24 protein-coding genes are annotated in these 26,216 nt (G+C 70.0%); 13 read left to right on the top strand and 11 right to left on the bottom strand.

What is annotated here, in order from left to right; translation table 11 throughout:
• The first annotated feature begins 4 nt into the window (after positions 1-4).
• A complete protein-coding gene (locus tag DEU35_RS07350; protein ID WP_103206154.1) occupies positions 5-643 on the top strand; it encodes a DNA-directed RNA polymerase subunit beta in 639 nt (212 codons plus the stop codon).
• A gap of 188 nt (positions 644-831) precedes the next feature.
• Positions 832-1,716: an aminodeoxychorismate lyase gene (locus tag DEU35_RS07345; protein ID WP_116239101.1), complete on the top strand. Its 885-nt coding sequence runs from the start codon at positions 832-834 to the stop codon at positions 1,714-1,716.
• A gap of 55 nt (positions 1,717-1,771) precedes the next feature.
• Here the strand turns inward: DEU35_RS07345 and pstB are convergent, their stop codons facing one another.
• The 4 genes from pstB to DEU35_RS07325 all read right to left on the bottom strand — a co-directional run bounded on the left by pstB (position 1,772) and on the right by DEU35_RS07325 (position 5,953).
• Complete coding sequence (gene pstB, locus DEU35_RS07340; RefSeq protein WP_103206156.1) at positions 1,772-2,551, bottom strand: phosphate ABC transporter ATP-binding protein PstB; 780 nt, start codon at positions 2,549-2,551, stop codon at positions 1,772-1,774.
• A gap of 18 nt (positions 2,552-2,569) precedes the next feature.
• A complete protein-coding gene (gene pstA / locus DEU35_RS07335; protein ID WP_103206157.1) occupies positions 2,570-3,658 on the bottom strand; it encodes a phosphate ABC transporter permease PstA in 1,089 nt (362 codons plus the stop codon).
• Complete coding sequence (gene pstC / locus DEU35_RS07330) at positions 3,655-4,671, bottom strand: phosphate ABC transporter permease subunit PstC (protein ID WP_103206158.1); 1,017 nt, start codon at positions 4,669-4,671, stop codon at positions 3,655-3,657. The genes pstA and pstC overlap by 4 nt, the downstream gene beginning before the upstream one ends.
• 154 nt (positions 4,672-4,825) lie before the next feature.
• A complete protein-coding gene (locus DEU35_RS07325; protein WP_116239100.1) occupies positions 4,826-5,953 on the bottom strand; it encodes a phosphate ABC transporter substrate-binding protein PstS in 1,128 nt (375 codons plus the stop codon).
• A 159-nt stretch (positions 5,954-6,112) separates the two neighbouring features.
• Here DEU35_RS07325 and DEU35_RS07320 point away from each other — a divergent pair, with 159 nt between their 5' ends.
• Both DEU35_RS07320 and DEU35_RS07315 read left to right on the top strand, forming a co-directional pair.
• Positions 6,113-10,051 (top strand): Pls/PosA family non-ribosomal peptide synthetase, encoded by a 3,939-nt coding sequence (locus DEU35_RS07320; protein ID WP_116239099.1) that lies wholly within the window; start codon positions 6,113-6,115, stop codon positions 10,049-10,051.
• Positions 10,048-11,346 (top strand): M1 family metallopeptidase, encoded by a 1,299-nt coding sequence (locus DEU35_RS07315; RefSeq protein WP_116239098.1) that lies wholly within the window; start codon positions 10,048-10,050, stop codon positions 11,344-11,346. The genes DEU35_RS07320 and DEU35_RS07315 overlap by 4 nt, the downstream gene beginning before the upstream one ends.
• Before the next feature lie 9 nt (positions 11,347-11,355).
• On the opposite strand, the gene DEU35_RS07310 is transcribed toward DEU35_RS07315, so the two are convergent.
• From DEU35_RS07310 to DEU35_RS07295, 4 genes are read right to left on the bottom strand one after another with little or no spacing between them, the layout of a single operon-like run.
• Positions 11,356-11,961 carry a 4'-phosphopantetheinyl transferase superfamily protein gene (locus tag DEU35_RS07310; protein WP_116239097.1) on the bottom strand — a complete coding sequence of 202 codons (606 nt, stop codon included), beginning with the start codon at positions 11,959-11,961 and terminating at the stop codon, positions 11,356-11,358.
• The gene (locus tag DEU35_RS07305) at positions 11,958-12,908 is read right to left on the bottom strand and encodes an NUDIX domain-containing protein (RefSeq protein ID WP_258873387.1); all 951 of its coding nucleotides are present in this window, start codon (positions 12,906-12,908) and stop codon (positions 11,958-11,960) included. The genes DEU35_RS07310 and DEU35_RS07305 overlap by 4 nt, the downstream gene beginning before the upstream one ends.
• Positions 12,905-15,073 (bottom strand): RNA degradosome polyphosphate kinase, encoded by a 2,169-nt coding sequence (locus tag DEU35_RS07300; protein ID WP_103206164.1) that lies wholly within the window; start codon positions 15,071-15,073, stop codon positions 12,905-12,907. Before DEU35_RS07300 ends, DEU35_RS07305 begins: the two co-directional genes overlap by 4 nt.
• A 56-nt stretch (positions 15,074-15,129) precedes the next feature.
• The gene (locus DEU35_RS07295) at positions 15,130-15,822 is read right to left on the bottom strand and encodes a response regulator transcription factor (RefSeq protein ID WP_103206165.1); all 693 of its coding nucleotides are present in this window, start codon (positions 15,820-15,822) and stop codon (positions 15,130-15,132) included.
• Positions 15,823-15,938: 116 nt separating this feature from the next.
• Here DEU35_RS07295 and DEU35_RS07290 point away from each other — a divergent pair, with 116 nt between their 5' ends.
• The 4 genes from DEU35_RS07290 (at position 15,939) to DEU35_RS07275 (ending at position 19,156) form a co-directional block, all read left to right on the top strand.
• On the top strand, positions 15,939-16,229 hold the full coding sequence (locus tag DEU35_RS07290) for a hypothetical protein (RefSeq protein ID WP_103206166.1): 291 nt from the start codon (positions 15,939-15,941) through the stop codon (positions 16,227-16,229).
• A gap of 130 nt (positions 16,230-16,359) precedes the next feature.
• Complete coding sequence (locus tag DEU35_RS07285) at positions 16,360-16,959, top strand: FABP family protein (RefSeq protein WP_103206167.1); 600 nt, start codon at positions 16,360-16,362, stop codon at positions 16,957-16,959.
• A gap of 2 nt (positions 16,960-16,961) precedes the next feature.
• Positions 16,962-18,050, top strand: coding sequence for a folate-binding protein YgfZ (locus DEU35_RS07280; protein ID WP_116239095.1), 1,089 nt, complete (start codon positions 16,962-16,964; stop codon positions 18,048-18,050).
• The gene (locus DEU35_RS07275; RefSeq protein ID WP_174799644.1) at positions 18,047-19,156 is read left to right on the top strand and encodes an aromatic acid exporter family protein; all 1,110 of its coding nucleotides are present in this window, start codon (positions 18,047-18,049) and stop codon (positions 19,154-19,156) included. The genes DEU35_RS07280 and DEU35_RS07275 overlap by 4 nt, the downstream gene beginning before the upstream one ends.
• Before the next feature lie 3 nt (positions 19,157-19,159).
• Here DEU35_RS07275 and DEU35_RS07270 read toward each other — a convergent pair whose 3' ends face one another.
• On the bottom strand, positions 19,160-19,948 hold the full coding sequence (locus tag DEU35_RS07270) for a class I SAM-dependent methyltransferase (RefSeq protein WP_103206169.1): 789 nt from the start codon (positions 19,946-19,948) through the stop codon (positions 19,160-19,162).
• A gap of 62 nt (positions 19,949-20,010) precedes the next feature.
• On the opposite strand from DEU35_RS07270, the gene DEU35_RS07265 reads away from it, so the two are divergent.
• The gene (locus DEU35_RS07265; RefSeq protein ID WP_103206170.1) at positions 20,011-20,757 is read left to right on the top strand and encodes a phosphoglyceromutase; all 747 of its coding nucleotides are present in this window, start codon (positions 20,011-20,013) and stop codon (positions 20,755-20,757) included.
• 62 nt (positions 20,758-20,819) lie between these two features.
• Here the strand turns inward: DEU35_RS07265 and phoU are convergent, their stop codons facing one another.
• Entirely contained in the window at positions 20,820-21,503 is a 684-nt protein-coding gene (gene phoU, locus DEU35_RS07260; protein WP_103206171.1) for a phosphate signaling complex protein PhoU, read from the bottom strand.
• Between the two features lie 171 nt (positions 21,504-21,674).
• On the opposite strand from phoU, the gene DEU35_RS07255 reads away from it, so the two are divergent.
• Both DEU35_RS07255 and DEU35_RS07250 read left to right on the top strand, forming a co-directional pair.
• Positions 21,675-22,889, top strand: coding sequence for a cell wall metabolism sensor histidine kinase WalK (locus DEU35_RS07255; protein ID WP_116239094.1), 1,215 nt, complete (start codon positions 21,675-21,677; stop codon positions 22,887-22,889).
• The gene (locus DEU35_RS07250) at positions 22,886-23,569 is read left to right on the top strand and encodes a response regulator transcription factor (protein WP_103206173.1); all 684 of its coding nucleotides are present in this window, start codon (positions 22,886-22,888) and stop codon (positions 23,567-23,569) included. Before DEU35_RS07255 ends, DEU35_RS07250 begins: the two co-directional genes overlap by 4 nt.
• Positions 23,570-23,627: 58 nt before the next feature.
• On the opposite strand, the gene DEU35_RS07245 is transcribed toward DEU35_RS07250, so the two are convergent.
• On the bottom strand, positions 23,628-24,191 hold the full coding sequence (locus DEU35_RS07245; RefSeq protein ID WP_116239093.1) for a DNA modification methylase: 564 nt from the start codon (positions 24,189-24,191) through the stop codon (positions 23,628-23,630).
• 159 nt (positions 24,192-24,350) lie between these two features.
• Here DEU35_RS07245 and DEU35_RS07240 point away from each other — a divergent pair, with 159 nt between their 5' ends.
• Together DEU35_RS07240 and ispD are read left to right on the top strand one after the other, a co-directional pair.
• Positions 24,351-24,833, top strand: a complete 483-nt coding sequence (locus DEU35_RS07240; RefSeq protein WP_103206175.1) for a CarD family transcriptional regulator — start codon at positions 24,351-24,353, stop codon at positions 24,831-24,833.
• A 48-nt stretch (positions 24,834-24,881) separates the two neighbouring features.
• Positions 24,882-26,084 carry a 2-C-methyl-D-erythritol 4-phosphate cytidylyltransferase gene (gene ispD / locus DEU35_RS07235; RefSeq protein ID WP_116239092.1) on the top strand — a complete coding sequence of 401 codons (1,203 nt, stop codon included), beginning with the start codon at positions 24,882-24,884 and terminating at the stop codon, positions 26,082-26,084.
• Positions 26,085-26,216 lie beyond the last annotated feature (132 nt).

Here is a 26,216-nt window from a genome sequence, read left to right as displayed (position 1 = left end):
ATGAATGAGCGATTCCCCCCGCGAGTTCCACAAGCCGGTCCGGCGTCCCGCCGAGCTGTTCGACCGCCTCTTCGCCGCGGAGGACCCGGCTGAGGTGTCGCGGGTCGCGCACAGCACGGCGCAGGCGCTCTTGTCGCGAGTGCGGGCCGACCCGAGCGTCGACGTGGTCGAGCGTCTCGTCGCCTTCACCGACGACCACGGCATCGACGACATCGCCGAGCTGTGGTCGCGCTCGCCTGCCCGATCGCTGCCCGGGGCGCTCTGGCGTCTCTACCTGCTGCAGCTGATGATCCACGACGACGCGGCGACGGCCGCTCTGCTGTACGAACGCGGGCGCGTGGAGATCGCGACGGTGGATGCCGTGGTCGCCGGCGCTCCCGCCCCCGCAGGCCCCGAAGAACTCGTGCGGTTGATCGACACCATTCTGCGCGGCCTCTTCGAGGGGGACTTCGCCGTGGCCCTCGACCGCGCGGCGGCGTTCTGCCGTGTGCAGGCGGCGGGGTCGACGCACCTCGCCGACGATTACGAGAACACCGAATCGGAGCGGGCGTCCGCGCTGACGACGCGGGCCCTGCGCCTGGCGACCTACGCGGAAGATCTCTCGGCATCCGCTGCTCTCTGGCGCCGCGACGCGCTGACCTGAGCGGGAAAGAAAAGTGCCGGACCGCAGAACGCCTCTCGGCGCATGGCCGCTCATAGCGGCAGAAGATGGAGCCCGGGGTTACTGCGGCCCGGCTGAAGAAGTGTAACAAGACCCGCCCGCGGACATTCCCTTCCGCGGCCCCGTTGACAAGGCCCGGGCGTGTCGGCCCGGCGGCGTAGGCTCGCCTCATGGCTTGGCGCTTCGCTCTCGTGATCGACCCCGTGGCATCCGACGAGGAACGCAGCGACTACGCCGACACCCTGCGAGAGATCGATCCCGACGGCCCCGCCCTGGGGGTGGGCGAGCTGAGCGCGCAGCGCGGTGACGGGATCTTCGAGAGTCTCGGCGTCGTCGACGGGCACGTTCAGGAGATCGAACCCCACCTTGCGCGTCTGGTCCACTCGGCCGCGCTCTGCGACCTGCCCGCGCCGAATCTCGGGCAGTGGCGCGTCGCGATCGAGCGCGCAGCTCGTGCCGCGGGCGAGGGCGAGAACGTCATGAAACTGCTCCTCAGCCGCGGCGTCGAGCACGGGCCCGCACCGACCGCGTGGATCACGCTCGCCGACGCTCCCGACAACAGCCGCGGACGCACCGAGGGGGTCGGCGTCGCGACCCTCGACCGCGGCTACGCCCTCGACGTGCCGGCTCGCTCTCCCTGGCTCCTGCTCGGCGCGAAGACGCTCTCATACGCGGTCAACATGGCCGCCATCCGCGAGGCCAAGAGCCGCGGGGCCGACGACGCCGTTTTCGTCACGAGCGACGGGTATCTGCTCGAGGCGCCCACGGCATCCGTCGTCCTGCGTTTCGGTGATCGCTTCGTCACGCCGGAGCCGCAGGCCGGCATCCTGCACGGGACGACGCAGCTCAGCCTGTTCGCCTTTCTCGAGGGTCGCGGCTTCGCCACGTCGTACGAGACCGTTCCCGCCGGGGATCTTTCGAGAGCGGATGCCGCGTGGCTCCTGTCGAGCGTCCGGCTCGCGGCCCCGATCCGCTCCGTCGACGGCGCCGACGTGCCGGTGGACCGCGCGTTCACCGACGAGCTGAACGCGTACCTGCTCAGCCCTCGCGACTGAGGCTCGGAGAGACGACGAAGGCCCCGCCGGAGCGGGGCCTTCGCGCGGTGGCTGCTTATCCGAAGCGACCGGAGACGTAGTCCTCGGTGGCCTGGACGCTGGGGGCCGTGAAGATCGAAGCGGTGTCGTTGTACTCGATGAGCTTGCCGGGCTTGCCGGTGCCCGCGATGTTGAAGAAGGCCGTCTTGTCGCTGACGCGCGAGGCCTGCTGCATGTTGTGCGTCACGATCACGATCGTGTACTCGCTCTTCAATTCGCCGATGAGCTCCTCGATCGCGAAGGTCGAGATCGGGTCGAGGGCCGAGCAGGGCTCGTCCATCAGCAGCACGTCCGGCGAGACCGCGATCGCGCGCGCGATGCACAGGCGCTGCTGCTGACCGCCCGAGAGGCCGCCGCCGGGCTTGTCGAGGCGGTCCTTCACCTCGTTCCAGAGGTTCGCGCCGCGCAGCGACTTCTCGACGAGGGCGTCGGCGTCGCTCTTGGCCATCCGCTTGTCGTTCAGCTTCGCGCCGGCCAGCACGTTCTCGCGGATCGACATCGTCGGGAACGGGTTCGGACGCTGGAACACCATGCCCACGTGTCGACGGACGAGCACGGGGTCGACGCCGGGGCCGTAGAGGTCGTCGCCGTCGATGAGGACGCGGCCCTCGACACGGCCGCCGGGAATGACCTCGTGCATGCGGTTGAGGGTGCGCAGGAACGTGGACTTGCCGCAGCCCGAGGGGCCGATGAACGCCGTGACCGAGCGCGGCTCGATGTCGATCGAGACGCCCTCGACCGCGAGGAAGTCGCTGTAGTAGACGTTGAGGTCCTGGACCTCGATGCTCTTGGACACGAGTGTGCCTTTCTGGGCTCAGCGCGCCTTGGGCGCGAACACCGCCGCCACGATACGGGCGATCAGGTTGAAGATGACGACGAGGACGACGAGAAGGAAGGCGGCACCCCAGGCGTTCGCCTGCGACGCATCGATGTCCTGCCCGGGGAAGCTGTACGCGGTGTACGCCATGACCGGGAGGGTCTGCATGGGACCCTCGAAGGGGTTGGCGTTGAAGTTGTCGGTGAAGCTCGCGGCGATGAAGATCGGTGCGGTCTCACCCACGACGCGGGCGACGGCCAGCACGACGCCGGTGATGATGCCCGAGGCCGCCGTCCGCAGCACGACCTTGATGATCGTGGCCGAGCGCGGCACGCCCAGGGCGAGGGAGGCCTCGCGCAGGTCGGCCGGGACCAGACGCAGCATCTCCTCGGTCGAGCGGATGACGATGGGGATCATCAGCACGCACAGGGCGATGGATGCCGAGAAGCCGCTGAACGCCTTCGGACCGACGACCAGGCTGAACAGCGAGAAGGCGAACAGACCCGCGACGATCGAGGGGATGCCGGTCATCACGTCGACGAGGAAGGTGATCGCGCGGCGCAGCGGGTTGTTCGGCTGCGCGTACTCGACGAGGTAGACCGCGGCGAGCACACCGATCGGCACCGAGATGAGAGCCGCGATCCCCGTGATGATGAGCGTGCCCGTGATGGCCTGCCAGGCGCCCGCGGTGGCGACCACCTCGAGCGTGTCGGGGTTGAACGCGGTGCCGCCCACCTGCGTGACGAAGTTCCAGTTGACCACCGCGAGGCCCTTCGACACCACGGTCCACAGGGTCGAGATGAGCGGGGCGACAGCGAGCAGGAACGCCACCGTCACGAGACCGCGTACGACACGATCCACGGCCTTGCGGCGGTTCTCGACGATCGAGGAGCCGACCCCGATGGCGATCAGGTAGAGCACCGCCGAGAGCACGAGCCACGCCGCGAGGTTGAAGCCCCCGAGGAGGAACTGGATTCCGGCCACGACGACCGCGATACCCAGCAGCAGGGCGGGTTCGATGAAGCGGGGGAGCTGGCCGCTGGTCAGCGCCAGGGGAGCGGAGGACGAGGGGGCCGTGACGGTCATGAGCGCTTGCCCTTCTTGCGACCCTTCGCACCGGGGCCGGTCGCCCCGATGATGTAGCGGGCGAGCATGTTCACCGCGAGCGACACCACGAACAGCATGAGACCGGTTCCGATGAGCGCGGATCGCTGCAGGTCGGTGGCGATCGGGAAGTTCAGCGCGATGTTGGCCGCGATGGTCTGCGAGTTGTAGCCGTCGGTGAGCAGGAGCACCGAGTAGATGAGGCTGGGCGACACGATGAGCGCGATGGCCATCGTCTCGCCGAGGGCGCGGCCGAGGCCCAGCAGCGTGGCCGAGACCATTCCGCTGCGGGCGTAGGGGAACACCGCGAGGCGGATCATCTCCCAGCGCGTGGCGCCGAGGGCGAGGGCGGCCTCTTCGTGCAGACGGGGGGTCTGCAGGAAGATCTCGCGCGTGATCGAGGTGACGATCGGGAGGATCATCACGGCGAGCACGACGCCACCGGTGAACATGGTCGAGCCGGTGGTCGAGACGGGACCCTGGAAGAGCGGGATCCAGCCGAGGTACTGGTTGAGGAACTCGCCGACCGGCACGAGCAGCGGGCGCATGACGATGATGCCCCACAGGCCGAACACGATCGAGGGGACCGCGGCCAGAAGGTCGACGATGTAGCCGAGGAAGCCGGCGATGCGCCGGGGCGCGTAGTGCGAGATGAACAGCGCGATGCCGATGGCGACGGGAGTTCCGATCACCATGGCGATGAGCGCGGCCCAGATGCTGCCGAAGAGCAGCGGACCGACGTACTCCCAGAAATTCGTCCAGCTCCCGTTCTGGTACCCGGCGAGATCGCCCTCGGTCCAGTTGCCGGTGATGGCGGGGATGCCGCGGATGATCAGGAAGATCGCCACGCCGGCGAGGATGATCATGATCGACACGGCGGCCGTCGTCGACAGCCCCAGGAAGACGGAGTCTCCCACGCGGCGCTTGCCGACGATGGACGTCCGCGGGGGAGGGGAAGACGGGGCGGTCTCGGTGTCTGCGACGGTGTCAGTCACGGGGAATCTCACGCTCGGCACGGGTCATGGGTTCTCCTCGATCGGGTATCTCTGAGGATGTCGGCTCAGCGGAGCGTTCGACGAGTCGACCGCTCCGATCAGCCCGGCCCGATCCGCACGCGAGGTGCGGACCGGGCCGAGTCCGAAGAGATGTTTACTTGATCGACGCGAGCGTCTCGGCAGCAGCCGAGAGCACCGAGTCGGGCAGCGGCGCGGAGCCGGCGTTCTTGGCCGCGACCTGCTGGCCGAGGGTGCTGGTGACGAAGCCGAGGTACGACTTCACGAGCTCCGACTGCTTCGCGTCCTTGAACGTGGTGCAGGTGATCGCGTACGACACGAGCGGGATCGGGTAGGTCTCGGCCGTGAGCTTCGAGTAGTCGAACTTCTTCGACAGGTCGCCCGCGACGCCGTTGCTGGCGTCGACAGCGGCAGCGGCGAAGGTCGCCGTGACGGCCTCGGGGCTGTACGCGATCGCGGTGCCGTCCTGGATGATCGACGCGGCGTTCAGGCTGCCGATGGCGGAGTGGTCGGCGTAGCCGATGGTGCCGGAGCCGGCCTTGACGGCCTCGACGACACCCGAGCCACCCTTCTGCTTCGACACGTTGCCCTCGATCGGCCAGTCCTTGCCCGCGGGCTTGGTCCAGACCGACGACTGCGTCGCGGCGAGGTAGTTGGTGAAGTTCTGCGTCGTGCCGGAGCCGTCCGAACGGGCGACGGTGGTGATGGCGCCGGCCGCGAGAGCCGTCCCGTTGTCCTTCGTGATGGCCGGGTCGGACCAGTCGGTGATCTGCAGGGCGAAGATCTTCGCGATCGTCTCACCCGAGAGCTTCAGGCTGGTGACGCCGGGGATGTTGAAGATGATCGCGACACCGTCGAGGTAGACGGGGATGTTCACGCCGCCCTCGGTGCAGAGCGCCTTGGACTGGGCCGTCTGGTCGGCGTTCAGCGGCGAGTCGGAGCCGGCGAAGTCGTACGCGCCGCTCAGGAAGTTGGTCACGCCACCGCCGGAGCCCTGCGACTTGTCGTAGTTGATCGTGACGCCCTTGGCCTGAGCGTTGTATGCGCTGGTCCACGCGGCCTGCGCGTTGGCCTGGGCACTCGAACCGCCCGCGGTGATCGTGCCCGAGAGGTTCGGGTCGATCGTGAAGGCGACGTCGGACGAGGTCGACGAGGGGGTCGAGCCCGCGGCGTCGCCGGAGCCCGAGGAGCCGGCGCAGCCGGCGAGGGTCAGGGAGGCCACGGCGGCCACGGTGCCCAGCTGGGCGAGTCGGGAGAGCTTCACGGTGTGAATCCTTCGCATGTCGGGAACAGGAACCCGGTGCAGGGTTCGTCGTGAACGGTAAACAGCGACAGAGAACAGAGTGCGTTGCACGGGTGAACGGAAGGTGAACCGGGGTGGCCGTTCCGGGGCGTTTTCCCGGGGGTTGTACTGTTCACCTCCGTGACGACCTTCGCTTCCGAAGCTCAGGCCCCGCTCGACCGGACAGGGGCCGCGCCGCCCCCGCGCACGCTCATCGACATCCTCACCGACGTCGCCGCACGGCATCCCGAGGCTTCTGCGATCGACGACGGGTCGGGTGCCCTCAGCTATCGCGAACTCCTGGCGCGCGTGTGGCGCACGGCCGCCGCCCTGCACGACGCCGGGGTGCGGCGAGGCGACCGGGTGGGCGTACGCATGCCGTCCGGCTCCAAGGAGCTGTACGTCTCGATCCTCGCGGTGATGGCGGCGGGCGCCGCCTACGTCCCGGTGGATGCCGACGACCCCGACGAGCGTGCGCGCTTGGTGTTCGGCGAGGCTGGCGTGCGCGGCATCGTGGCGGGCGTGGGGGAGTTCGTCGCGACGGAGGGTGATCTCGTGCGTCTTTACGAGGGGGACGCTCCGCACCCGAGCACGAGTGCCGTGCCGATCGTCGCCCCGCCCACCGTCGACGACGACGCGTGGATCATCTTCACCTCGGGCTCCACCGGTGTTCCGAAGGGGGTCGCGGTGTCGCACCGCTCGGCGGCGGCGTTCGTCGAGGCGGAGGGACGTATTTTCCTGCAGGGGGAACCGCTCGGTCCGGGGGACCGGGTGCTCGCGGGGCTTTCGGTGGCCTTCGACGCCTCGTGCGAGGAGATGTGGCTCGCCTGGGGTCACGGCGCGTGTCTCGTGCCGGCTCCCCGCTCTCTCGTGCGATCCGGCGAGGACCTCGCCCCCTGGCTGCTCCGCCAGGGGATCACGGTCGTGTCGACCGTTCCGACGCTCGCGGCGATGTGGCCGGCGGACTCGATCGAGAACGTGCGTCTGCTGATCTTCGGCGGTGAGGCGTGCCCGCCCGAGCTCGCCGCGCGTCTCGTGGCCGAGGGGCGAGAGGTCTGGAACACGTACGGACCGACCGAGGCGACGGTCGTGGCGTGCGCCGCCCCGCTCGACGGCTCGCTGCCCGTGCGCATCGGTCTGCCCCTCGACGGGTGGGCTCTCGCGGTGGTGGATGCCGAGGGCCTCCCCGTGGCGGAGGGGGAGACGGGCGAGCTGATCATCGGTGGCGTCGGTCTCGCCCGTTATCTCGACCCGGCGAAGGACGCCGAGAAGTACGCGTCGATGCCGACCCTCGGGTGGGAGCGGGCGTATCGCTCCGGCGACCTCGTGCGCTTCGAGCCCGAGGGGCTGGTGTTCCAGGGGAGGGCCGACGACCAGGTGAAGGTCGGCGGTCGGCGCATCGAGCTCGGCGAGGTGGAGTCGGCACTGCAGGACCTGCGCCACGTCAGCGCGGCCACGGTCGCCGTGCGCACCACCGAGGCCGGCGTGCCGGTTCTCGTCGGTTACCTGGTGATGGAGGAGGGGGCGGAGCTCGATCGCCCCGAGGCGCGCGCGGCTCTCGCGGAGCGCCTCCCGGCGGCGACCATCCCGCTCCTGGGCGTGGTCGACGCTCTGCCCGTGCGCACCTCGGGCAAAGTCGACCGCGCCGCCCTTCCTTGGCCGCTACCCGGTGTCGAAGCACCCGTCCCCATCGACTTCTCGGACAACGAGGTCTGGCTGGCCGAGCAATGGCAGGCCGTGCTGGGCCTGCCGGTCACCGACCGCAAGGCGGATTTCTTCGATCTGGGCGGCGGCTCGCTCGCGGCCGCGCAGCTCGTCTCGCGCATTCGAGCGCGCGTCCCCGAGTTCTCGGTCGCCGACATCTACGACGTGCCGCGTCTGGGCGCGATGGCCAAGGCGCTCGGACCGCAACTCGCCGACGATGCCCCCGCCGAATTCCACCGCCCCGAGCCCACGCCGCGCACGACCCAGTGGGCGCAGACGCTGCTCGGGGTCCCGCTCTTCATCCTCTCGGGCGTGAGATGGGTGCTCTATCTGCTCACCGCCTCGGCGATCCTTCGGCTCGTCCCCGGGTTCGACGTGCTGCCGACGGTGCCGTGGCCCGCTCTCGTCGTCGGCCTCGTCGTGTTCGCGACGCCGTTCGGTCGCATGGCGATCGCCGTGGCGTCCGCTCGCGTGCTGCTCGCGGGGGTGCGCCCCGGCGACTACCCGCGCGGAGGGTGGGTGCACATCCGCCTCTGGCTCGCCGAGCAGATCGCCGATCAGGTGGATGCCGTGGGCCTCGCCGGTGCCCCCTGGGTGTCGTACTACGCCCGTGCTCTCGGCGCGCGTATCGGACGCAACGTCGACCTGCACGCGCTGCCGCCGGTCACGGGCATGCTCGTCGTCGGCGACGGCGCCTCGATCGAGCCCGAGGTCGATCTCACCGGGTACTGGATCGACGGCGACCTGGTCCGTATCGGCGAGGTGCGCATCGGGGCGGAGGCCACCGTCGGAGCCCGCTCGACCCTCGCTCCCGGAACGCGCATCGGTCGTCGCGCCGAGATCGCGCCGGGGTCCGCGGTGTTCGGCCGCGTCAAGGCCGACCAGTCGTGGGCGGGGTCTCCCGCCGTGCGGGTGGGCGGCACGGCGAAGGACTGGCCGAGCGAGCGTCCGGCGGCACCGACCCGGTGGCTCTGGGCGTATGCCGCGTCGGCGCTCGTCCTTGCCCTGCTGCCCCTCGCCGCCTTCACCGTCGGCGGGCTCGTCGTGTCGCAGGGGATGCGCGATGCGAATGACCTCGGCCGGGCCGCCGCGGGGGCCTTCGTCTGGCTCGTTCCCGGCGTCGCCGTCACGGGCCTGGTGTTCGCGGCATCCGTGGTCCTTCTCGTGCGCGTGATGTCGATCGGTCTCACCGAGGGCACCCATCCCGTGCGCAGTCGCGTCGCGTGGCAGGCGTGGACGATCGAGAGACTGCTGGATGCCGCCCGCACGGTGCTCTTCCCGTTGTACTCGTCGCTGTTCACGCCCGTATGGCTGCGTCTGCTGGGCGCGCGCGTCGGGCGGGACGTCGAGGCGTCCACCGTTCTGCTCATCCCCTCGATGGCGCGGATCGAGGACGGGGCGTTCCTCGCCGACGACACCATGGTCGCCTCCTATGAACTGCGTGCCGGATGGATGCGGCTCGGTCCGGTGCGCATCGGCAAGCGCGCCTTCCTCGGAAACTCCGGCATGGCCGCTCCCGGGCACCGCGTTCCGCGCGACGGGCTGGTCGCGGTGCTGTCGGCGGCACCGCTCAAGGCCAAGGCGGGCTCCTCGTGGCTCGGCTCGCCCGCGGTGCGTCTGCGGAGGCTTTCGGCGGCGGGTGACGAGTCGCGCACCTACCGGCCCACCTCGGCGCTGCGTTTCGCGCGAACGCTCTGGGAGCTGTGTCGCTTCGTGCCGGTGGTCGTCACGTGCGCCATCGGTCTCGGCGTGATCTTCGCGCTCGCGGCCCTGTGGGAAGGGCTCGGCCCCGTGTGGACGCTGCTGCTCTCGGGCATCGTGATGCTCGCGGCGGGTGCCGTGGCCGCAGGCGTGTCCACCGCGGCGAAGTGGGCCATCGTCGGGGTCATCCGCGCCGGGGAGCAGCCGCTGTGGTCGAGCTTCGTGTGGCGCACCGAGGTGTCGGATACGTTCACCGAGATGGTCGCTGCCCCGTGGTTCGCTCGCGCGGCGGCCGGAACGCCCGCGCTCGCCGTGTGGCTGCGCAGCCTCGGCGCCACGATCGGGCGCGGGGTGTGGTGCGACAGCTACTGGCTGCCGGAACCCGACCTGGTCACATTGGGGGATGCGTCAACGGTCAACCGCGGATGCGTCGTTCAGACGCATCTGTTCCATGATCGAATCATGAGCATGGATACCGTCGAGTTGGAGCCGGGGTCGACCCTCGGTCCGCACAGCGTCGTCCTCCCCGCCTCGACCCTCGGCGCACACGCGACCGTGGGGCCCGCGTCGCTCGTGATGCGCGGGGAGACGGTGCCGGTCGGCTCGAGGTGGAGCGGCAATCCCATCGGCCCGTGGCGTGCGGTGAAGGTGCGCGCCTACCAGTCGACGACGTGAGCGTGGCCGACCCCTACGCCCCGCAGAGCGGCGACCTGTCGTACGACGTCGAGTCATACGATCTCGCGATCGCCTACCGGGTACGCACGAACCGCCTCGAAGGTGTGGCGACGATCGTCGCCGTGGCGCGCGAGACGGTGTCGTCGATCGCGCTCGATCTCGTCGGCCTCCGCACCTCGCGGGTGCGTGTCGACGGCGCGACCGCCCGGTTCTCGGCCGGTCCCCGGGTCGTCCGCGTCACGCTGCCCCGCACGCTCGCCGCGGGCGACCGGTTCGATGTCGAAGTGACCTACGCCGGGGCTCCGGCTCCGCGCCGTTCGCGCTGGGGCACGGTCGGATGGGAAGAACTGGCCGACGGCGCCCTCGTCGCGGGCCAGCCCATCGGTGCGCCCACCTGGTTCCCCTGCAACGACCGGCCCGACAACCGCGCACGTATGCGGCTCGAGGTCACGGTCGACGAGGGATACGTCGCAGCGGCCACGGGGGTCGCAGGCGCCAGCGTGCGGCGGGGTGGCCGGGTGACGACGAGCTTCGTCTCGGACGTCCCCACGGCGACCTATCTCGCGGCGGTGCACATCGGCCGGTACCGCACGCGCCAGCTCGCAGGTACCGGTGATTCCGTGGTTCCTGCGGTCACGGTCACCGCCCCGCCGGGGCTCACCGCGGCCGCCGATCGGGCGTTCGCGACGGTGCCCGACATGCTCCGGGCCTTCGATCGCCTCTTCGGACCCTATCCGCAGGAGGCCTGCACGCTCGTGGTCACCGCCGACGAGCTGGAGATCCCGCTCGAAGCTCAGGGCCTGGCTGTCTTCGGCATGAACCATTTGGTTCCCGCCGCGCAGCGGCTGGTGGCGCACGAGCTGGCTCATCAGTGGTTCGGCAACAGCGTCGGTATCGCGCGGTGGAGCGACATCTGGCTGAACGAGGGTTTCGCCTGCTACGCCGAATGGCTGTGGTCGGAAACGTCGGGCGGGGCTTCCGTCGAGTCGTGCGTCGCGGATCATCACGCCCGCCTCGCCGCCAAGCCCCGTGATCTCGTTCTCACCGATCCGGGCCCCGACGACATGTTCGACGATCGCGTCTACAAGCGCGGTGCGTTGACGCTGCACGCCGTACGGCGAACTCTCGGCGACGACGCGTTCTTCGAGCTTCTCCGGTCGTGGACGGCGGACCATCGTCATGCTCTCGTCACCACCGACGACTTCCGTGCCGCGGTCGAAATCGCCGGGGGAGCGGATGCCGCCGCGGTGCTGTCACGGTGGATCGACGACGTGGCATTGCCTGCGCGACCCTGACGGCCGGCGTCACACCGGGGCGGTTTCGGCGCGAGCGACCACGGCCACCGCGATCACGACGCCGTTCGGACCGTCGACATCCCATCCGCGCCAGCGGCGTTCTCGCGCGTTCGCCGCGCTGCCGCCCCTCGTCGGCGACTCACCGAAAGGAGACGACTTCACCCGAGCGGACCATCCCGAGGTGACCGGTGTCACCTCCACGCGACGAGGATCCACGGCGAGGCCGCGCCCGTCGGCTTTCAGCACGGCCTCCACGCGCGCCCACGCGCGGGCCGGCGCGGTGCTCGACGGAGCCGACATCACAGCTCGCTCTCCCGCATCGTCGGGCAGCACTCGCTCCAGACCGCCCGCGTCGACGGGCACGGCGTCCACGCCGACCCGCTCGTGGCCCCACGCCGCCACCGCGACGGCCCATCCCTCCACGTACGACACCGAGACAGCGGCATCCGCCCCGTCCACGTGGATGCGGCCGTGGTCTGCGCCGCACGCGGGGCAGCGTGAGCGGAATCGAGCGCCCGGCACGAGTTCGGCCAACAACGCCCGTGAGACGTCGCGACGCGCAGAACCGGCGGGGACCTGGCGCCAGGCGACGCGGATGCCGGTGGGGAGCGTCACACCTTCGGTTCGTGCGTCTCGATGGCCACGATGCCGGCGCCGGGGTGCTCGACCGGAATGTGCACGACCGAGAACGCCGCGGGCTCGAGCGCCGAGGCGCTTCCGAGATACGACCCGCCCATGGTCCCGGTCGCGAGCGCGAGCTCGTGCAGGATGTCGGGCAGCACCGGCCGATGGCTCGACACGACCACCGGCTTTCGGGCGCGAACGCGTTCTCCGATCAGTGAGCGAGCGTCGGCGCGTCCCTGCTCCCACGCGTCCTGACTGACGGCCTCTGTCAGGTTGATTCGCTGGCCGAGAGCCTGCGCGAGGGGGGTCGCCGTGCGAACGCATCGCTCCGCCGGGCTGGAGTAGACCCGCCGGACGCCGAACGCGAGAAGGGGGCCGACGATCGCCTCGGCCTGCCGACGACCACGCGGGGTCAACGGTCGAGCGCTGTCGGATCCCTGCCATTCCTCGCGCGGACGCGCCTTCCCGTGGCGCAGCACGACGATCGGAAAGGTCGGCAGCGCCCCCTCGTCGACGATCCGCGTGAACTCGTCGAGGATCTCGATGTCGACGGGATAGCTGAGGTTCTTGCGCGCTTTCTTGAGGCTCACCCACTCGATCGCCGCGACCTCCTTGTTCGGCACGAAGGTGGAGCTGCGCACGGCGGCGTCCGTCGCCTCGGCCGCCCAGTAGTGCACGATCTTGGTGCGGGAGCTCGGCATCCGATATCTCGAGACGCCGACGGGCACCCCGAGCGAGACCCGGATGCCGGTCTCCTCGCGGATTTCGCGCACGGCGGTCTCGGCGAGCGTTTCGCCGGGGTCCACCTTGCCCTTGGGCAGGGTGAGGTCCCGGTACTTGGTGCGGTGGATCAGCAGCACGCGGAGCTTCCCCTCCACGTGTCGCCAGACGACTCCGCCGGCCGCGTAGACGGCCGTTTCGGTCTCGGTCTTCGTCACCGTGCCGTCCGGGCCCGACGCTTGCGCTGCACGAGGGCCATGGTGTGCTCCTGCAGATCGATGAGAGGGGCGCCGGACTCGTCGACGCTGTGCCTCGTCCATTCGCCCTCGGAACCGAGGTGCCACGAACTCGTGCCGTCGTCCATCGCGAGGGTGAAGAGAGTGATGAGCTCCTGCACCTGAGCGGGGTCGACCACCCGCACGAGGGCCTCGACACGGCGGTCGAGGTTGCGATGCATCATGTCGGCGCTCCCGATGAAGACCTGCGGATCGCCGTCGTTCTCGAACGTGAAGATGCGAGAGTGCTCCAGGTAGCGTCCGAGGATCGAGCGCACCGTGATGTTCTCGCTCATACCGGGAACGCCCGGCTTGATCGAGCAGATGCCGCGCACCCACACCTCGACGGGAACGCCCGCCTGGCTCGCGCGATACAGCGCGTCGATGATCTCTTCGTCGACCATCGAGTTGACCTTGATCCGCACGCCGGAGGGCTTGCCCTCGAGGGCGTTGCGCCGCTCCTTGTCGATGTGGCGGAGGAGTCCCTTGCGCAGGTGCAGGGGAGCGACGAGCAGACGCTTGAACTTCTTCTCGATCGCGTATCCGCTGAGCTCGTTGAACAGGCGCGTCAGGTCGCGGCCCACCTGGTCGTCGACGGTGAACAGACCGAAGTCTTCGTAGATACGACTGGTCTTGGGGTTGTAGTTACCCGTCCCGACGTGACTGTAGTGGCGCAGGCGTCCCTCTTCTTCGCGGATGACGAGGGCGAGCTTGCAGTGGGTCTTGAGTCCCACGAGGCCGTAGACGACGTGCACGCCGGCCTTCTCGAGCTTGCGCGCCCACACGATGTTGTTGGCCTCGTCGAAACGTGCCTTGACCTCGACGAGCGCGAGCACCTGCTTGCCGGCCTCCGCCGCGTCGATGAGCGCCTGCACGATGGGGCTGTCGCCCGAGGTGCGGTACAGCGTCTGCTTGATGGCCAGCACGTGCGGATCGCGGGCGGCCTGTTCGAGGAAGGCCTGCACGCTCGTCGCGAACGACTCGTAGGGGTGGTGCACGAGCACGTCGCCCTTGCGGATCGCGCCGAACAGGTCGGCACGGCCGTTCTGCTCGGGCGGCTGGAAGGCCAGCGCCGTCTTGGGCACGTGCGGCGGGTAGCGCAGGTCGGGGCGGTCGATGCGTGACAGGTCGAACAGGCCGCGCAGGTCGAGAGCTCCGGGCAGGCGGTAGACCTCCTGCTCGGTGATGTCGAGTTCGCTCAGCAGCAGCGAACGCGTGACGTCGTCCATGTCCTCGGTGATCTCGAGGCGGATGGGGGGACCGAAACGACGACGCAGGAGCTCGGCCTCGAGCGCCTGGATGAGGTTCTCGGTCTCGTCCTCCTCGATCGTCATGTCCTCGTTGCGCGTCAGACGGAACGCGTGATGGTCGAGGACCTCCATCCCCGGGAAGAGGTCGCCGAGGTGGTTCGAGATGAGTTCTTCGAGGGGGAGGTAGCGCACCCCGGGGCGGTCGCCGTCGATCTCGACGAATCGGGGGAGCATCGGGGGCACCTTGAGGCGCGCGAACTCCTGGCGACCCGTGCGCGCGTTGCGGATGCGGATCGCGAGGTTCAGCGAGAGCCCCGAGATGTAGGGGAACGGGTGGGCCGGGTCGACAGCCAACGGCATGAGTACCGGGAAGACGTTCCGCTGGAAGTACTCGGTCAGCCGTGCGGCGGTGGCCTCGTCGAGTGAGTCCCACGAGACCACCTCGATGCCGGCGTCGGCGAGTGCGGGGCGCACCTTCTCGGTCCACGCGGCGGCGTGACGCAGCTGCAGGCGGTGGGCCTCGGCCGAGATGTCGGAGAGCACGTCGAGCGGGGCGCGGCCGACGTTCGTGGGGACGGCCAGGCCCGTGACGATGCGGCGCTTGAGGCCGGCGACACGCACCATGAAGAACTCGTCGAGGTTGCTGGCGAAGATCGCGAGGAAGTTCGCGCGCTCCAGCACGGGGACCGTGGGGTCCTCGGCCAGCTCGAGCACACGCTGGTTGAACGACAACCAGCTGATCTCGCGGTCGAGGTATCGGTGGTCGGGCAGCTGATCGTCTTCGGCCTCGACGGCCTCGTCGAAGTCGTCGTCGTCGGCATCGCCGAGACCGGCATCCAGCGAGTCGTGTTCCATCATTCCCACATCATTGCAGGGGACGGTGACACGGGAGTGAACACGCGGTGCGCGCAGCTCTACGCGGGGGCGGATGCCGCGGCGGGGGCGTCGTCTTCGTAGACGTTGAAGCGGTAGCCGACGTTGCGGACGGTGCCGATGAGCTGCTCGAGGTCGCCGAGCTTGGCGCGAAGGCGACGCACGTGCACGTCGACCGTTCGGGTACCGCCGAAGTAGTCGTAGCCCCAGACCTCGCTGAGCAGCTGCTCGCGCGTGAAGACGCGCGACGGGTGCGTGGCGAAGAAGTGAAGGAGCTGGAACTCCTTGTACGTGAGGTCGAGCGGCTTGCCGTGCACCTTCGCCGAGTAGGAAGACTCGTCGATCGTGATGCCGGAGGTCTGGATGCGCGTGGACACCTGGTCTGCGGCGCGCCGCCCCATCGCGAGGCGGATACGCGCGTCGATCTCGGCGGGACCGGCGCCGACGAGCACGACATCGTCGATCCCCCAATCCGTGGAGACGGCGGTGAGGCCGCCCTCGGTCACGATGAGGACGAGGGGCGCCTCGACACCCGTGGTCGTGAGGATCTTGCTGAGCGACTTCGCCCCGACCAGGTCGAATCGCGCATCGACGAAGATGACGTCCGCACTGGGGGCGTTCACCAGTTGCGCAGCCTCGGCGGGGATCTGTCGCACCCGGTGACTGAGGAGTTCGAGCGCAGGCAGGGCAGCCCCGCCGCCCGGGGCGGAGCTGAGGACAAGAAGCTGAGCCAAGAGGACCTCCCGTGCGGCGTGTCGCGCACCCGATCATCTTAGGGTGACGCGCGGGAGCGGCTCGACACCGGCGCTGCGCGTGCGCATCACCGGGGTCGTGAGTGAAGATGGGTCTCATGTCGACCCCCGACCTCGCGCCGCGTCGCACCTTCGGCGGCATCGTGGCCGTCTGGGTGCTGGCCGCGGTGGCGGGAGTGCTCATCGGCCTGTTCGCACCCGAGCACTGGCGTGCGCAGTGGATCACGGTCGCTCTGGGCGGCTGCATCATCGTGGCCTTCGCTGTGCAGCTCTGGTCTGGGCGCTCGCAGGCGTTCATCCAGCGCATGGCGGCGAGCAGTCTGGGGGCGATGGTGGTGCTCGGCATCATCACGGCCGGGTTCGGACTCGCGGCGCTGGTGTCGGGCTAGGATTGCGCTATGGACCTTTTCGCGCTCGAAGCGTTCTTCGTGGGACTTCTCGGCCTCGCCTCGCTGGCGATCGCCTTCGTCTCCGGAACGGTCATCTGGAACCTCTACCGCGGCCAGCGCTGAGCGCGTCGTGATCGAGATCCCGACCGATCTCCCCGCCGACCTCGTCCCGCTCTCGTGGCTGGTGGGCGTCTGGGAGGGTACCGGAGTCATCGACTACGAGGTCGACGGACGATCCTTCTCGGGTGAGTTCGCCCACCGCGTGAGCTTCAGTCACGACGGCGGCGCGTTCCTCAACTACTCCGCCGACGCGTGGCTGCTCCAGGGAGAAGAACGACGTCCCCTGGTCTCCGAGATCGGCTACTGGCGTCTCGCGCGACCCGTCGGCGACGCCGATGCCGGCCCCGGCCTTCTCCCCGCGACCGCCGAGCCCGTCACTCGCACCGCCGACGACGTCGAGGCCCTGCGAAACGCCGACGGCGGCTTCGATATCGAGGTGAGTCTGGCGCACGCCGACGGCATCCTGGAGCTCTATGTCGGGCAGGTGAAGGGTCCGCGCATCGACCTGGCGACGGATGCGGTCGTCCGCACCGCCGGTGCGAAGACCTACACGGCGGCGACCCGTCTCTATGGTCTCGTCGACAACCACCTCCTCTGGGCGTGGGACATCGCCGCGCTCGGTCGGGAGCTGGGTTCGCACGCCTCGGCGCGACTGGCTCGAGCGGAGTGACCATGACTTCTCTCTCCGCCGTCCCGGGAGCGGTGATCGACGACCGCGGGCTGCGCCACGTCGGCTCTCCCGTCGCGGAGCAGCGCCGCCTGGCATCCGGAACGGCTCTCGCGCCCCTCGGTGACCGCCGCGTCATCACGGTCTCGGGCGAGGACCGCCGCAGCTGGCTCGACTCGCTGTCGTCGCAGGCCCTCACTCACCTCGCGCCCGGCGTCTCGACCGAGTTCCTCATCCTCGACCCCCAGGGCCGCGTCGAGCACGCCGCCTCGGTGGTCGATGACGGCGAGACCACGTGGCTTCTTGTCGACGCGTCAGATGCCGCGGCCCTCGCCGTGTGGCTCATGCGGATGCGCTTCCGCCTCCGCGTGGTGGTGACCGACCGCTCTGACGACCTGTTCGTGTTCGGTGGCACGCGCGCGGCCGTGGGGTCTGTTTCGACCGTCGCGCCGGTGTGGGTCGATCCGTGGCCCGATGTCTCACCGGGCGGGTGGGCGTACGCCCGCGTCGAGCCCCATCCGGGGGCCGACCGCGACTGGGCCGAAGCGATCGTGGATGCCGCGGAGTTCGAGCGAGTGATCGCGTCGGCCGCGAGCGGCGAGACGGCGTTGGCCGGTCTCGACGCCGTCGAAGCCCTGCGCGTCGCCGCGTGGCGTCCTCGCGTGGCGATCGACGCCGACGAGCGACTGCTCCCGCACGAGATGGACTGGCTCCGCACCGCCGTGCACCTGTCGAAGGGGTGCTACCGCGGTCAGGAGACGGTGGCGAAGGTCCACAACCTGGGGCATCCACCGCGCCGCGTCGTCGCCCTCCAGCTCGATGGCAGCGACAACGTCCTGCCCGCCCGCGGGGATGCCGTGCGCGCGGGCGACACCGTGATCGGCGCCATCACCTCGGTGGCCGTCCACCACGAGGAGGGGCCGATCGCCCTGGCCCTCGTCAAGCGCACCGCTCCCGAGGGCGAGCCGCTCGTCGTCGACACCGCCGACGGGCCGCTGGCCGCGGCGGCCGAGACCGTCGTTCCCGCCGACGCGGGCGCCACCGCCGCCGTTCCCCGCCTGCCGCGCCTCGGGCGGCGACGCGCCGCGGAATGACCCCCGACGACTCCTCGACGACCGTCGGGGTCGTCGTCGCCGGTCCGCGTTGGCGCTCCACCGTCGGGCGCCGGGTCAACCGCGTGCGCGAGTCGCTACCGGCGATCGCGCAGATCGTCGTCGCCGCGACCGCGGCGTATGCTTTCGCGCACTTCGTGCTGGGGCACTCGGTCCCTCTGCTCGCGGCGACGGTCACGGTGTCGAGCCTGGGGCTGGTGCGCGACGCGCGCCCGTGGCGGGTCGCCGAGACGGTCATGGGCATGCTCGTCGGCATCCTCATCGCCGAGGTCGTCCTGCTCGTCGCCGGGGCCGGATGGTGGCAGATCGCCCTCGCGATGACGGTGACCCTCGTCGTGGCCCGGTTCCTGTCGCCCCAGCCGGGCTTCGCGCTCGCGGCGGTCGTCCAGTCGCTCATCGCCCTCGTACTGGTGTCGGGCGTGCCGTTCCTGCGCCTCGTGGACGGGGCGATCGGCGGCGTCGCCGCGCTCATCGTGACCGCGCTGATCCCGCGCACCCTCCGCCGCACCGAGCTGCGCGACGCCGACGAGCTCTTCGACGCGCTGGATGCCGCCATGGACACGATCGTCCGCGCGCTGCGCAGGGGCGATCGTGCTCGCGCCGAGCGCGGTCTCGAGCGAGCCCGTTCGCTGCAGACCTACGTCGACGCGTGGAGCGGTTCGCTCGAGTCGGGACGCGAGGTCGCGCGCATCTCGCCGTTCCTGCGCCGACAGCGCACCGAGCTCGATCGCCATGAGCGAGTCCGCGGGGCACTCGACCTCACCACGCGAAACCTCCGCGTGGTCGCCCGGCGCGCGGCCTATCTCTGCGCCGACGGCGAGAGCCGCCCCGTCCCCGCTGATCTGCTGGCCGAACTGGCGCGGGGCGCGGGGCTCGTCCGCGACAGTCTCGACGACATCTCGCTCGAACCCGTCGCCCGAGAAGCCGTCGGCGCGGTCGCTCGACGGCTCGATCCCGCGAACCTGCTGCCCGAGGGGCGTGTCGGCGAGCTCAACCTCATCGCGGCCCTGCGTCCGCTCGCCGTCGACCTCCTCGTCGCGGCCGGAATGCCCTCGGCTGACGCCCGGGCACTTCTCCCGCGGGTGTGACGCTCAGCGCGGAGCGACGGCTTCCCATGCGACGCCCACCTCGCCGAGCCGCCAGCGCTCGCGGCGCAGCAGGGGCCACCCGGCGTCCGCCAGGGCGCGCATGGCCGTGCGCCACCGGTGGACCGGCCCGAACGGGGCGACCACTGCGGCGCGCGCCCATTCGCGATCGAGGGATGCCACGAACTCCTGCACGCGCTCCCCGTCGACGTTGCGATGGATGAGGGCCTTCGGCAGGCGCTCGGCGGCGATCGCGGGGGAGTCGAGCTCGGCGAGACGGAGCGAGACGGTGAGGCTTCGGGGCACGGCATCCGCCCCCACCTCCGCCCAGGTCGCGATACGACCGATCTCATCGCAGGTGCCCTCGACCAGGATGCCGTCGGGCTGCAGCCGCGCGCACATGCGGCCCCACGCGTCGGCGACGTCGGCCTCGTCGTATTGGCGCAGCACGTTCATGGCCCGGATGACCGCGGGCCGGCGCCCGCCCGGTACCGGGACTTCGAAGCCTCCGCGAGCGAAGGACACCCCCTCGACCGCCGTCGACTGCTCACGGGCGCGTGCCACGCGCTCGGGGTCGATCTCGAGGCCGAGGACCTCTGCATCCGGCCTCTGGCCGCGGAGCCGAGCAAGAAGTTCGAGGGGTGTCACGGCGCTCGCCCCGAAGCCCAGGTCGACCACGAGGGGGTCGTCGGCGCGACGGAGGACCGGGTGCCGAGCGATCCACCGGTCGATGCGTCTCAGGCGGTTCGCCCCGGTCGTGCCGCGGGTGGGACGGCCGACGGGGGAGGGGGTCACTCCACTATTTTGCCAGGACTCCGCGCCCCGGCCCGCGGTCCGCACGTCGGTAGCATGGAGTCATGCCTCACACGCTGATCCTCCTCCGCCACGGGCAGAGCGAGTGGAACAAGACCAACCAGTTCACCGGCTGGGTCGACGTGCGACTCACCGACCAGGGCAAGGCCGAGGCGAAGCGCGGCGGCGAGCTGCTCGCCGAGTCCGGCGTCCTTCCCGACGTGCTGCACACCTCGGTGCTCAGCCGTGCGATCCAGACGGCGAACATCGCCCTCGACGCCGCCGACCGCCTGTGGATCCCGGTCAAGCGCTCATGGCGCCTCAACGAGCGTCACTACGGCGCCCTGCAGGGCAAGGACAAGGCGCAGACCCTCGAGGAGTTCGGCAACGAGCAGTTCATGCTCTGGCGCCGCTCTTTCGACGTTCCGCCCCCGGCGCTGTCGGCCGACGACCCGTACAGCCAGGTGGGTGACCCCCGGTACGTCGGCATCGACGGCGAGGTGCCCGACACCGAGTCGCTGAAGATCGTCATCGACCGCATGCTGCCGTACTGGCACAGCGACATCGTCCCCGATCTGCAGGCCGGCAAGACCGTGCTCGTCACGGCGCACGGCAACTCTCTGCGCGGACTGGTCAAGCATCTCGAGGGCATCAGCGACGCCGACATCGCCGAGCTGAACATCCCGACCGGCATTCCGCTGGTCTACCGCCTCGACGACGACCTCAAGCCCCTCGGTCCGGGCGAGTACCTCGACCCCGAGGCCGCGGCCGCCGGTGCTGCCGCCGTCGCCGCTCAGGGCAACAAGCACTGACGTCCGACAGAAGAGGGGGTGGATGCCGATCGGCATCCACCCCCTCTTCTCGCGCTCTGGGGTCAGATGACCGGGCTCGGCTCGGCCGCGCTCTCGTCGTCGGCGCCGGCCCAATCGCCGGTCGCGAGGTAGATGACCTTCTTGGCGACGGACACCGCGTGGTCGGCGAAGCGCTCGTGGTAGCGGCTCGCGAGGGTGGCGTCGACCGTTGCGGTCGCCTCGCCCTTCCACGAGTCGCCGAGCACCTTCTCGAAGACACTGAGATGCAGTTCGTCGATGTCGTCGTCGGCGTCGCGGATGGCCTCGGCGAGCCGAAGGTCCTGCGTGCGCAGGAGCTCGGCGAGTTTGCGCGCGACCTCGACGTCGAGCTCGCCCATGCGGGTGAAGGTGCTCTTGAGCCCCTTGGGGATCGCGCGCTCGGGGAAGCGCGAGCGCGCGAGCTGAGCGATGTGCTCGGCCATGTCGCCCATGCGCTCGAGCGAGGCGCTCACTCGGAGGGCGGTGACCACGATGCGCAGGTCGCGGGCGACGGGCTGCTGGCGGGCGAGGATCTCGATCGCGAGCTCGTCGAGCTCGAAGGCCTTCTCGTCGATGACGGCGTCGGCCTCGATGACCTCTTCGGCGAGCGAGACGTCGCTCGTGCCGAACGCGCGGGTGGCGCGGTCGATCGCGATGGTCACGAGGTCGGCGATCTCGACCAGTCGGCTCTGAACGTCCTCGAGGGACTGGTGGAATACTTCGCGCATGGGCGGGTACCTTCCTCGTCGGCGGCACGGCACGGAGTGTCCCGCAACCCTCGGGATTCTTCCCAGCGAAGGTTAACGAGCGGTGCTGTGACAGTGAATAGTAGCCTCTGCTGCGACTCTCACGGGGGTGAACGGCCGGTGACGGTCGAGGGCCGCCCCTACGCTGGGGGCATGGAACAACCGCAGCTCGTGCTGCTCGCGCTCCTCGCAGGACTCCTGATCGGAGCCGCGGTGGTCGGCCTGGTGGTCGCGGCACTGCGTGCCCGCGATCGCTCCCTGGCACAGACCTCCGCGGAGGTGCCGGAGGGCGTGGAGGCCATGCTGGGGGCGATGGACGACCCCGCCTTCGTGTGCGACACCTCATCGACGGTGCTCGCGCTCTCGCCTGCCGCCGAGGTGTTCGGCGCCCATGCCGGAGAGGTGATCTCGAGCGAGGAGCTCAAGCGCGTGGCCCGCGTGGCGCGCGACACCGGATCGGGCATCGCCGAGAATCTCCGTCTGCGTCGCGGTGCCGCGCCCGCCGAGCCGCGTCTGGTCGCTGTCCGCGCGACTCCCATCTCGGGCCGTCTCACCCTCGTCGTGCTGCGTGACATCACCGAGCGCGAGCGGGTGGAAGAGATGCGTCGCGATTTCGTCGCCAACACGAGCCACGAGTTGAAGACACCGGTCGGTGCCGTGAGCCTGCTCTCCGAGGCGATCGAGTTCGCCGCGGACGATCCCGCTCAGGTACGCCACTTCGCCTCGCGGCTGCAGGCGGAGGTCACGCGGTTGGCGGCCCTCGTGAACCGCATCCTGAGCCTGTCGCGCCTGCAGGCCTCCGACGAACTGCGCGACGTGCGCGACGTCTCGATCGACGAGGTCGTCACCGCCGCGGTCGAGGGCTACGCGATCCAGGCGGATGCCGCTCAGGTCACGGTCGTCCGCGGCGGTACCAAGGGGCTGTGGGTGCGCGGCGAGCCGCAGATCCTCACCGAGGCCGTGGGCAACCTGGTGGCGAATGCGATCGCGTACTCGCCGGAGGGGTCGAAGGTCGGCGTCGGCGTCAAGCTCGATGACACCGTCGTCGAGATCGCGGTGACCGACCGCGGGATCGGCATTCCCGAAAGCGACCAGCACCGCGTCTTCGAGCGGTTCTACCGTGCCGATCAGGCTCGCTCCCGCCGGACCGGCGGAACCGGCCTCGGCCTGTCGATCGTGAAGCACGCCGTCCAACGCCACGGGGGAGAGGTGCGGCTCTGGTCGCGTCCGGACCGCGGCTCGACCTTCACCATCCGACTCCCCATTTCGGAGGCTCCCGATCTCGAGGGCGTCCGCCCCAAACCCCGTCGCAAGGGCCGCAAGAGCTCCGCGACGACCCCCGTACCCGCGAAGGGAGACACCGCATGACCCGCGTTCTGATCGTCGAGGACGAACCCGACCTGGCCGACCCCCTGGCCTACCTGCTGCGCCGAGAGGGCTACGAGGTCGAGATCGCCGAAGACGGTGCCCTCGCCCTGGCCGCCTTCCGAGAGCGCGGCGCCGACATCATCCTGCTGGATCTCATGCTTCCCGGGATGCCGGGGACAGAAGTGTGTCGTCAGGTGCGACTGGCCTCGCAGGTGCCGATCATCATGCTCACAGCCAAGGATTCCGAGGTCGATATCGTCGTCGGCCTCGAGCTCGGCGCCGACGATTACGTCACCAAGCCCTACTCGACCCGCGAGCTGCTGGCGCGAATGCGCGCTGTGCTGCGCCGTCGCGCGCCGGAGGAGGCCGACCTCGACGACCGCATCCTGTCGGGGGGACGCGTCGTGCTCGACATCGACCGCCACACCGTCGCGGTGGACGGCGGGGAGATCAACATCCCCCTCAAGGAGTTCGAGCTCCTCGAGGTGCTGATGCGCAACGCCGGTCGCGTGCTCACGCGGGGACAGCTCATCGATCGTGTGTGGGGGACGGACTACTTCGGCGACACCAAGACGCTCGACGTGCACATCAAGCGCATCCGCTCGCGCATCGAGCAGAACCCGAGCGAGCCGAGCATGCTCGTCACCGTGCGGGGACTGGGCTACCGCTTCGAGGCCTGACGGCTCGCGAGAACGACGAAGGCGCCGACGGAGAACCGTCGGCGCCTTCGTCGTGAGGTCAGGATGCGGGGGTCGGGCTGGCCGTCGGCGTCGCGGAGGGCGTGGCCGGAAGGGGGGTGACGCTGAAGGACGGCTCGGGGCTCGGCGCGAGCGGCGCGAGGTACTCGAGGGCGCCGTCGAGGACGGGCACCTGGATGAGCGCGCCCTGTCCGTCACCGGACTGGAAGTACACGGGCACCGTCGACCCGGGAACGGCGTCGATGTCGTCGAGTCGCAGCGGCTGGACACCGTCGGCCAGGTCGCCGAGGCTGAGCGTCCTGTTGGCCAGCACATTCACCGAGGAGCGGACAGCGCTCGAGCCCTCGCCGACCTCGAGGCGCAGCGTGAGCGGCTCGGTGGTGTCGTTGACGACGGCCGCGACGAAGTTGCCGGTGGTGCCGTCGTCGTTGGCGACGATCATCGCGTTGCGGATGTGCAGCGGACCGGAATCGGCCGGGACGTTCACCCCGTCGGAGGCGGAGTAATCGATGGTGGTCGCCTGCGGGGCGAGGATGTTGCATCCCGTCGTACCGAGTACGACAGCGGCACCCAGGGCGATGGACGCGATCAGGCGCGTTTTCACGGATCCTCCAAGATCGACAGACGGCATCCAGATCATCCTACGGGGTCCGCGGTCCGGGCCTGCTCGCACGCGCGCGGGAGGGACTGCGGGTGGGGAGGGCGGAACCTTAGCGCATGCGGGCCTGTGGTATCCTGGATGTTGCCGAAAGGACATAACTCCATGCTTTTTGAGGTTGGCGAGACCGTCGTTTACCCGCACCATGGCGCGGCCACGATCATCGAGGTCAAGGAACGCGTTATCAAGGGCGAGACGAAGAAATACCTGAAGCTCAATGTCACCCAGGGAGACCTCGTCATCGAGGTTCCGGCGGACAACGTCGACCTCGTCGGCGTTCGTGACGTGATCGGCAAGGACGGTCTCGACCGTGTCTTCGAGGTGCTCCGTGCGCCCTTCACCGAGGAGCCGACCAACTGGTCGCGTCGCTACAAGGCGAACCTCGAGAAGCTCGCTTCGGGCGATGTGATCAAGGTCAGCGAGGTCGTCCGCGACCTGTGGCGCCGCGATCAGGACCGTGGCCTGTCCGCCGGTGAGAAGCGGATGCTGGCCAAGGCGCGCCAGATCCTGGTGTCGGAGCTCGCTCTGGCCGAGAAGACCGACGAAGACCGCGCGAGCGTCGTGCTCGACGAGGTCCTCGCCTCCTGATCCTGCTCAGCGCGTCGCCCTTCCGCGGCGGCGCGCTAGCGTGAACGGGTGACTCTCACCCCCGTCCCGCATCTCGCGGTCATCGTCGTCGCCGCCGGTTCCGGCACCCGTTTGCAGGGTGGGGCGCCGAAGGCGTTCGTCGGCATCGACGACCGGTCGATCCTGCATCACGCTCTGCGGGGCGTCTTCGCGGCGATGTCCGCGCAGGTCGTCGTCGTCGTACCCCGAGGTTACGAGGGCGAGGCCCTGACCGATGCTCGGAATGCCGCCGGCGATCGCGCCGACCTCGTCACGGTCGTCGTGGGCGGGGCGACCCGGCAGGAGTCGGTCGCCGCGGGCCTCGCCGCGTTGTGGGCCGACGTCGAGATCGTCCTCGTCCACGACGCCGCGCGTGCGCTGACGCCCCCCGCTGTCTTCGACCGCGTCGTTCACGCCGTCGACGCCGGAGCCGCCGCCGTCATCCCCACCCTTCCCGTCGTCGACACCATCAAACGCGTCGACGAGAGCGGCCGAGTGGTCGGCCCCGTCGATCGCAGCGAGCTCGCGGCCGCGCAGACGCCCCAGGGCTTCCTTCGGTCGGTTCTCGAGGCGGCCCTTGCCGCGGTCGACGCCGACCACACCGACGACGCGGCTGCCGTCGCGGCAGCGGGGCACGCGGTCGTCACGGTCGAGGGAGACGCGGCGGCGTTCAAGATCACCACGGGGCCCGACCTCGAGCGTGCCCGCGCCCTCCTCGCGACCGAGCCCGCGGCATCCGTCGCCCGCCCGCCGATGCACTCGGCCCCTCGCGTGGGTATCGGCACCGACGTGCACGGGTTCGGGGGAGAGGGAACGCTGTGGCTCGCGGGCCTGGAATGGCCGGGCGAGGTGGCATTGTCGGGGCACTCCGACGGTGATGCCGTGGCTCACTCGATCGTCGATGCGCTGCTGGCGGCGGCGGGGCTCGGAGACATCGGTACGCACTTCGGCACCGACCGACCGGAGTTCGCCGGCGCGCACGCGGCCGCCTTCCTCTCGCATACCGTGCAGCTCTTGTCCGACGCGGGATGGCGCGTCGGCAACGTCGCCGTGCAGGTGCAGGCCCGTCGCCCGCGCTTTGCCGACCGCCGCATCGAAGCGGAGCAGGCATTGTCCGCCGCGCTCGGGGGAGCGCCGGTCTCGGTCAGCGCTACCACCACCGACGGCCTCGGGTTCACCGGCCGGGGCGAGGGGGTCGCCGCGTTCGCAACCGCCCTCGTCGTGCCGGTCTAGCCGTTCTGGTTGCGACTTCTTCCTTCCGGGAGGCGCGGGGTCGGTCGTTTCTTCGCCCCCTCGGTGGCGTCCGCTGTGCCCGCACGCCGGGCCGTCGCGACGGCGCCCCGGGGCCGGGCCTCCAGGGTGCCG

This window comes from Microbacterium sp. AG157, assembly GCF_003385695.1.
Lineage (GTDB): Bacteria > Actinomycetota > Actinomycetes > Actinomycetales > Microbacteriaceae > Microbacterium > Microbacterium testaceum.
This window is presented reverse-complemented; position numbering and strand designations above follow the sequence as displayed.

What these genes read in the sequence shown, in the direction of transcription:
- DEU35_RS07350 (WP_103206154.1), top strand. Translation starts at nt 5, where the DNA reads ATGAGCGATTCCCCCCGCGAGTTCCACAAGCCGGTCCGGCGTCCCGCC.
- DEU35_RS07345 (WP_116239101.1), top strand. Translation starts at nt 832, where the DNA reads ATGGCTTGGCGCTTCGCTCTCGTGATCGACCCCGTGGCATCCGACGAG.
- pstA (WP_103206157.1), bottom strand. Translation starts at nt 3,658, where the DNA reads ATGACCGTCACGGCCCCCTCGTCCTCCGCTCCCCTGGCGCTGACCAGC.
- DEU35_RS07300 (WP_103206164.1), bottom strand. Translation starts at nt 15,073, where the DNA reads ATGATGGAACACGACTCGCTGGATGCCGGTCTCGGCGATGCCGACGAC.
- DEU35_RS07290 (WP_103206166.1), top strand. Translation starts at nt 15,939, where the DNA reads ATGTCGACCCCCGACCTCGCGCCGCGTCGCACCTTCGGCGGCATCGTG.
- DEU35_RS07280 (WP_116239095.1), top strand. Translation starts at nt 16,962, where the DNA reads ATGACTTCTCTCTCCGCCGTCCCGGGAGCGGTGATCGACGACCGCGGG.
- DEU35_RS07275 (WP_174799644.1), top strand. Translation starts at nt 18,047, where the DNA reads ATGACCCCCGACGACTCCTCGACGACCGTCGGGGTCGTCGTCGCCGGT.
- DEU35_RS07265 (WP_103206170.1), top strand. Translation starts at nt 20,011, where the DNA reads ATGCCTCACACGCTGATCCTCCTCCGCCACGGGCAGAGCGAGTGGAAC.
- phoU (WP_103206171.1), bottom strand. Translation starts at nt 21,503, where the DNA reads ATGCGCGAAGTATTCCACCAGTCCCTCGAGGACGTTCAGAGCCGACTG.
- DEU35_RS07255 (WP_116239094.1), top strand. Translation starts at nt 21,675, where the DNA reads ATGGAACAACCGCAGCTCGTGCTGCTCGCGCTCCTCGCAGGACTCCTG.
- DEU35_RS07250 (WP_103206173.1), top strand. Translation starts at nt 22,886, where the DNA reads ATGACCCGCGTTCTGATCGTCGAGGACGAACCCGACCTGGCCGACCCC.
- DEU35_RS07240 (WP_103206175.1), top strand. Translation starts at nt 24,351, where the DNA reads ATGCTTTTTGAGGTTGGCGAGACCGTCGTTTACCCGCACCATGGCGCG.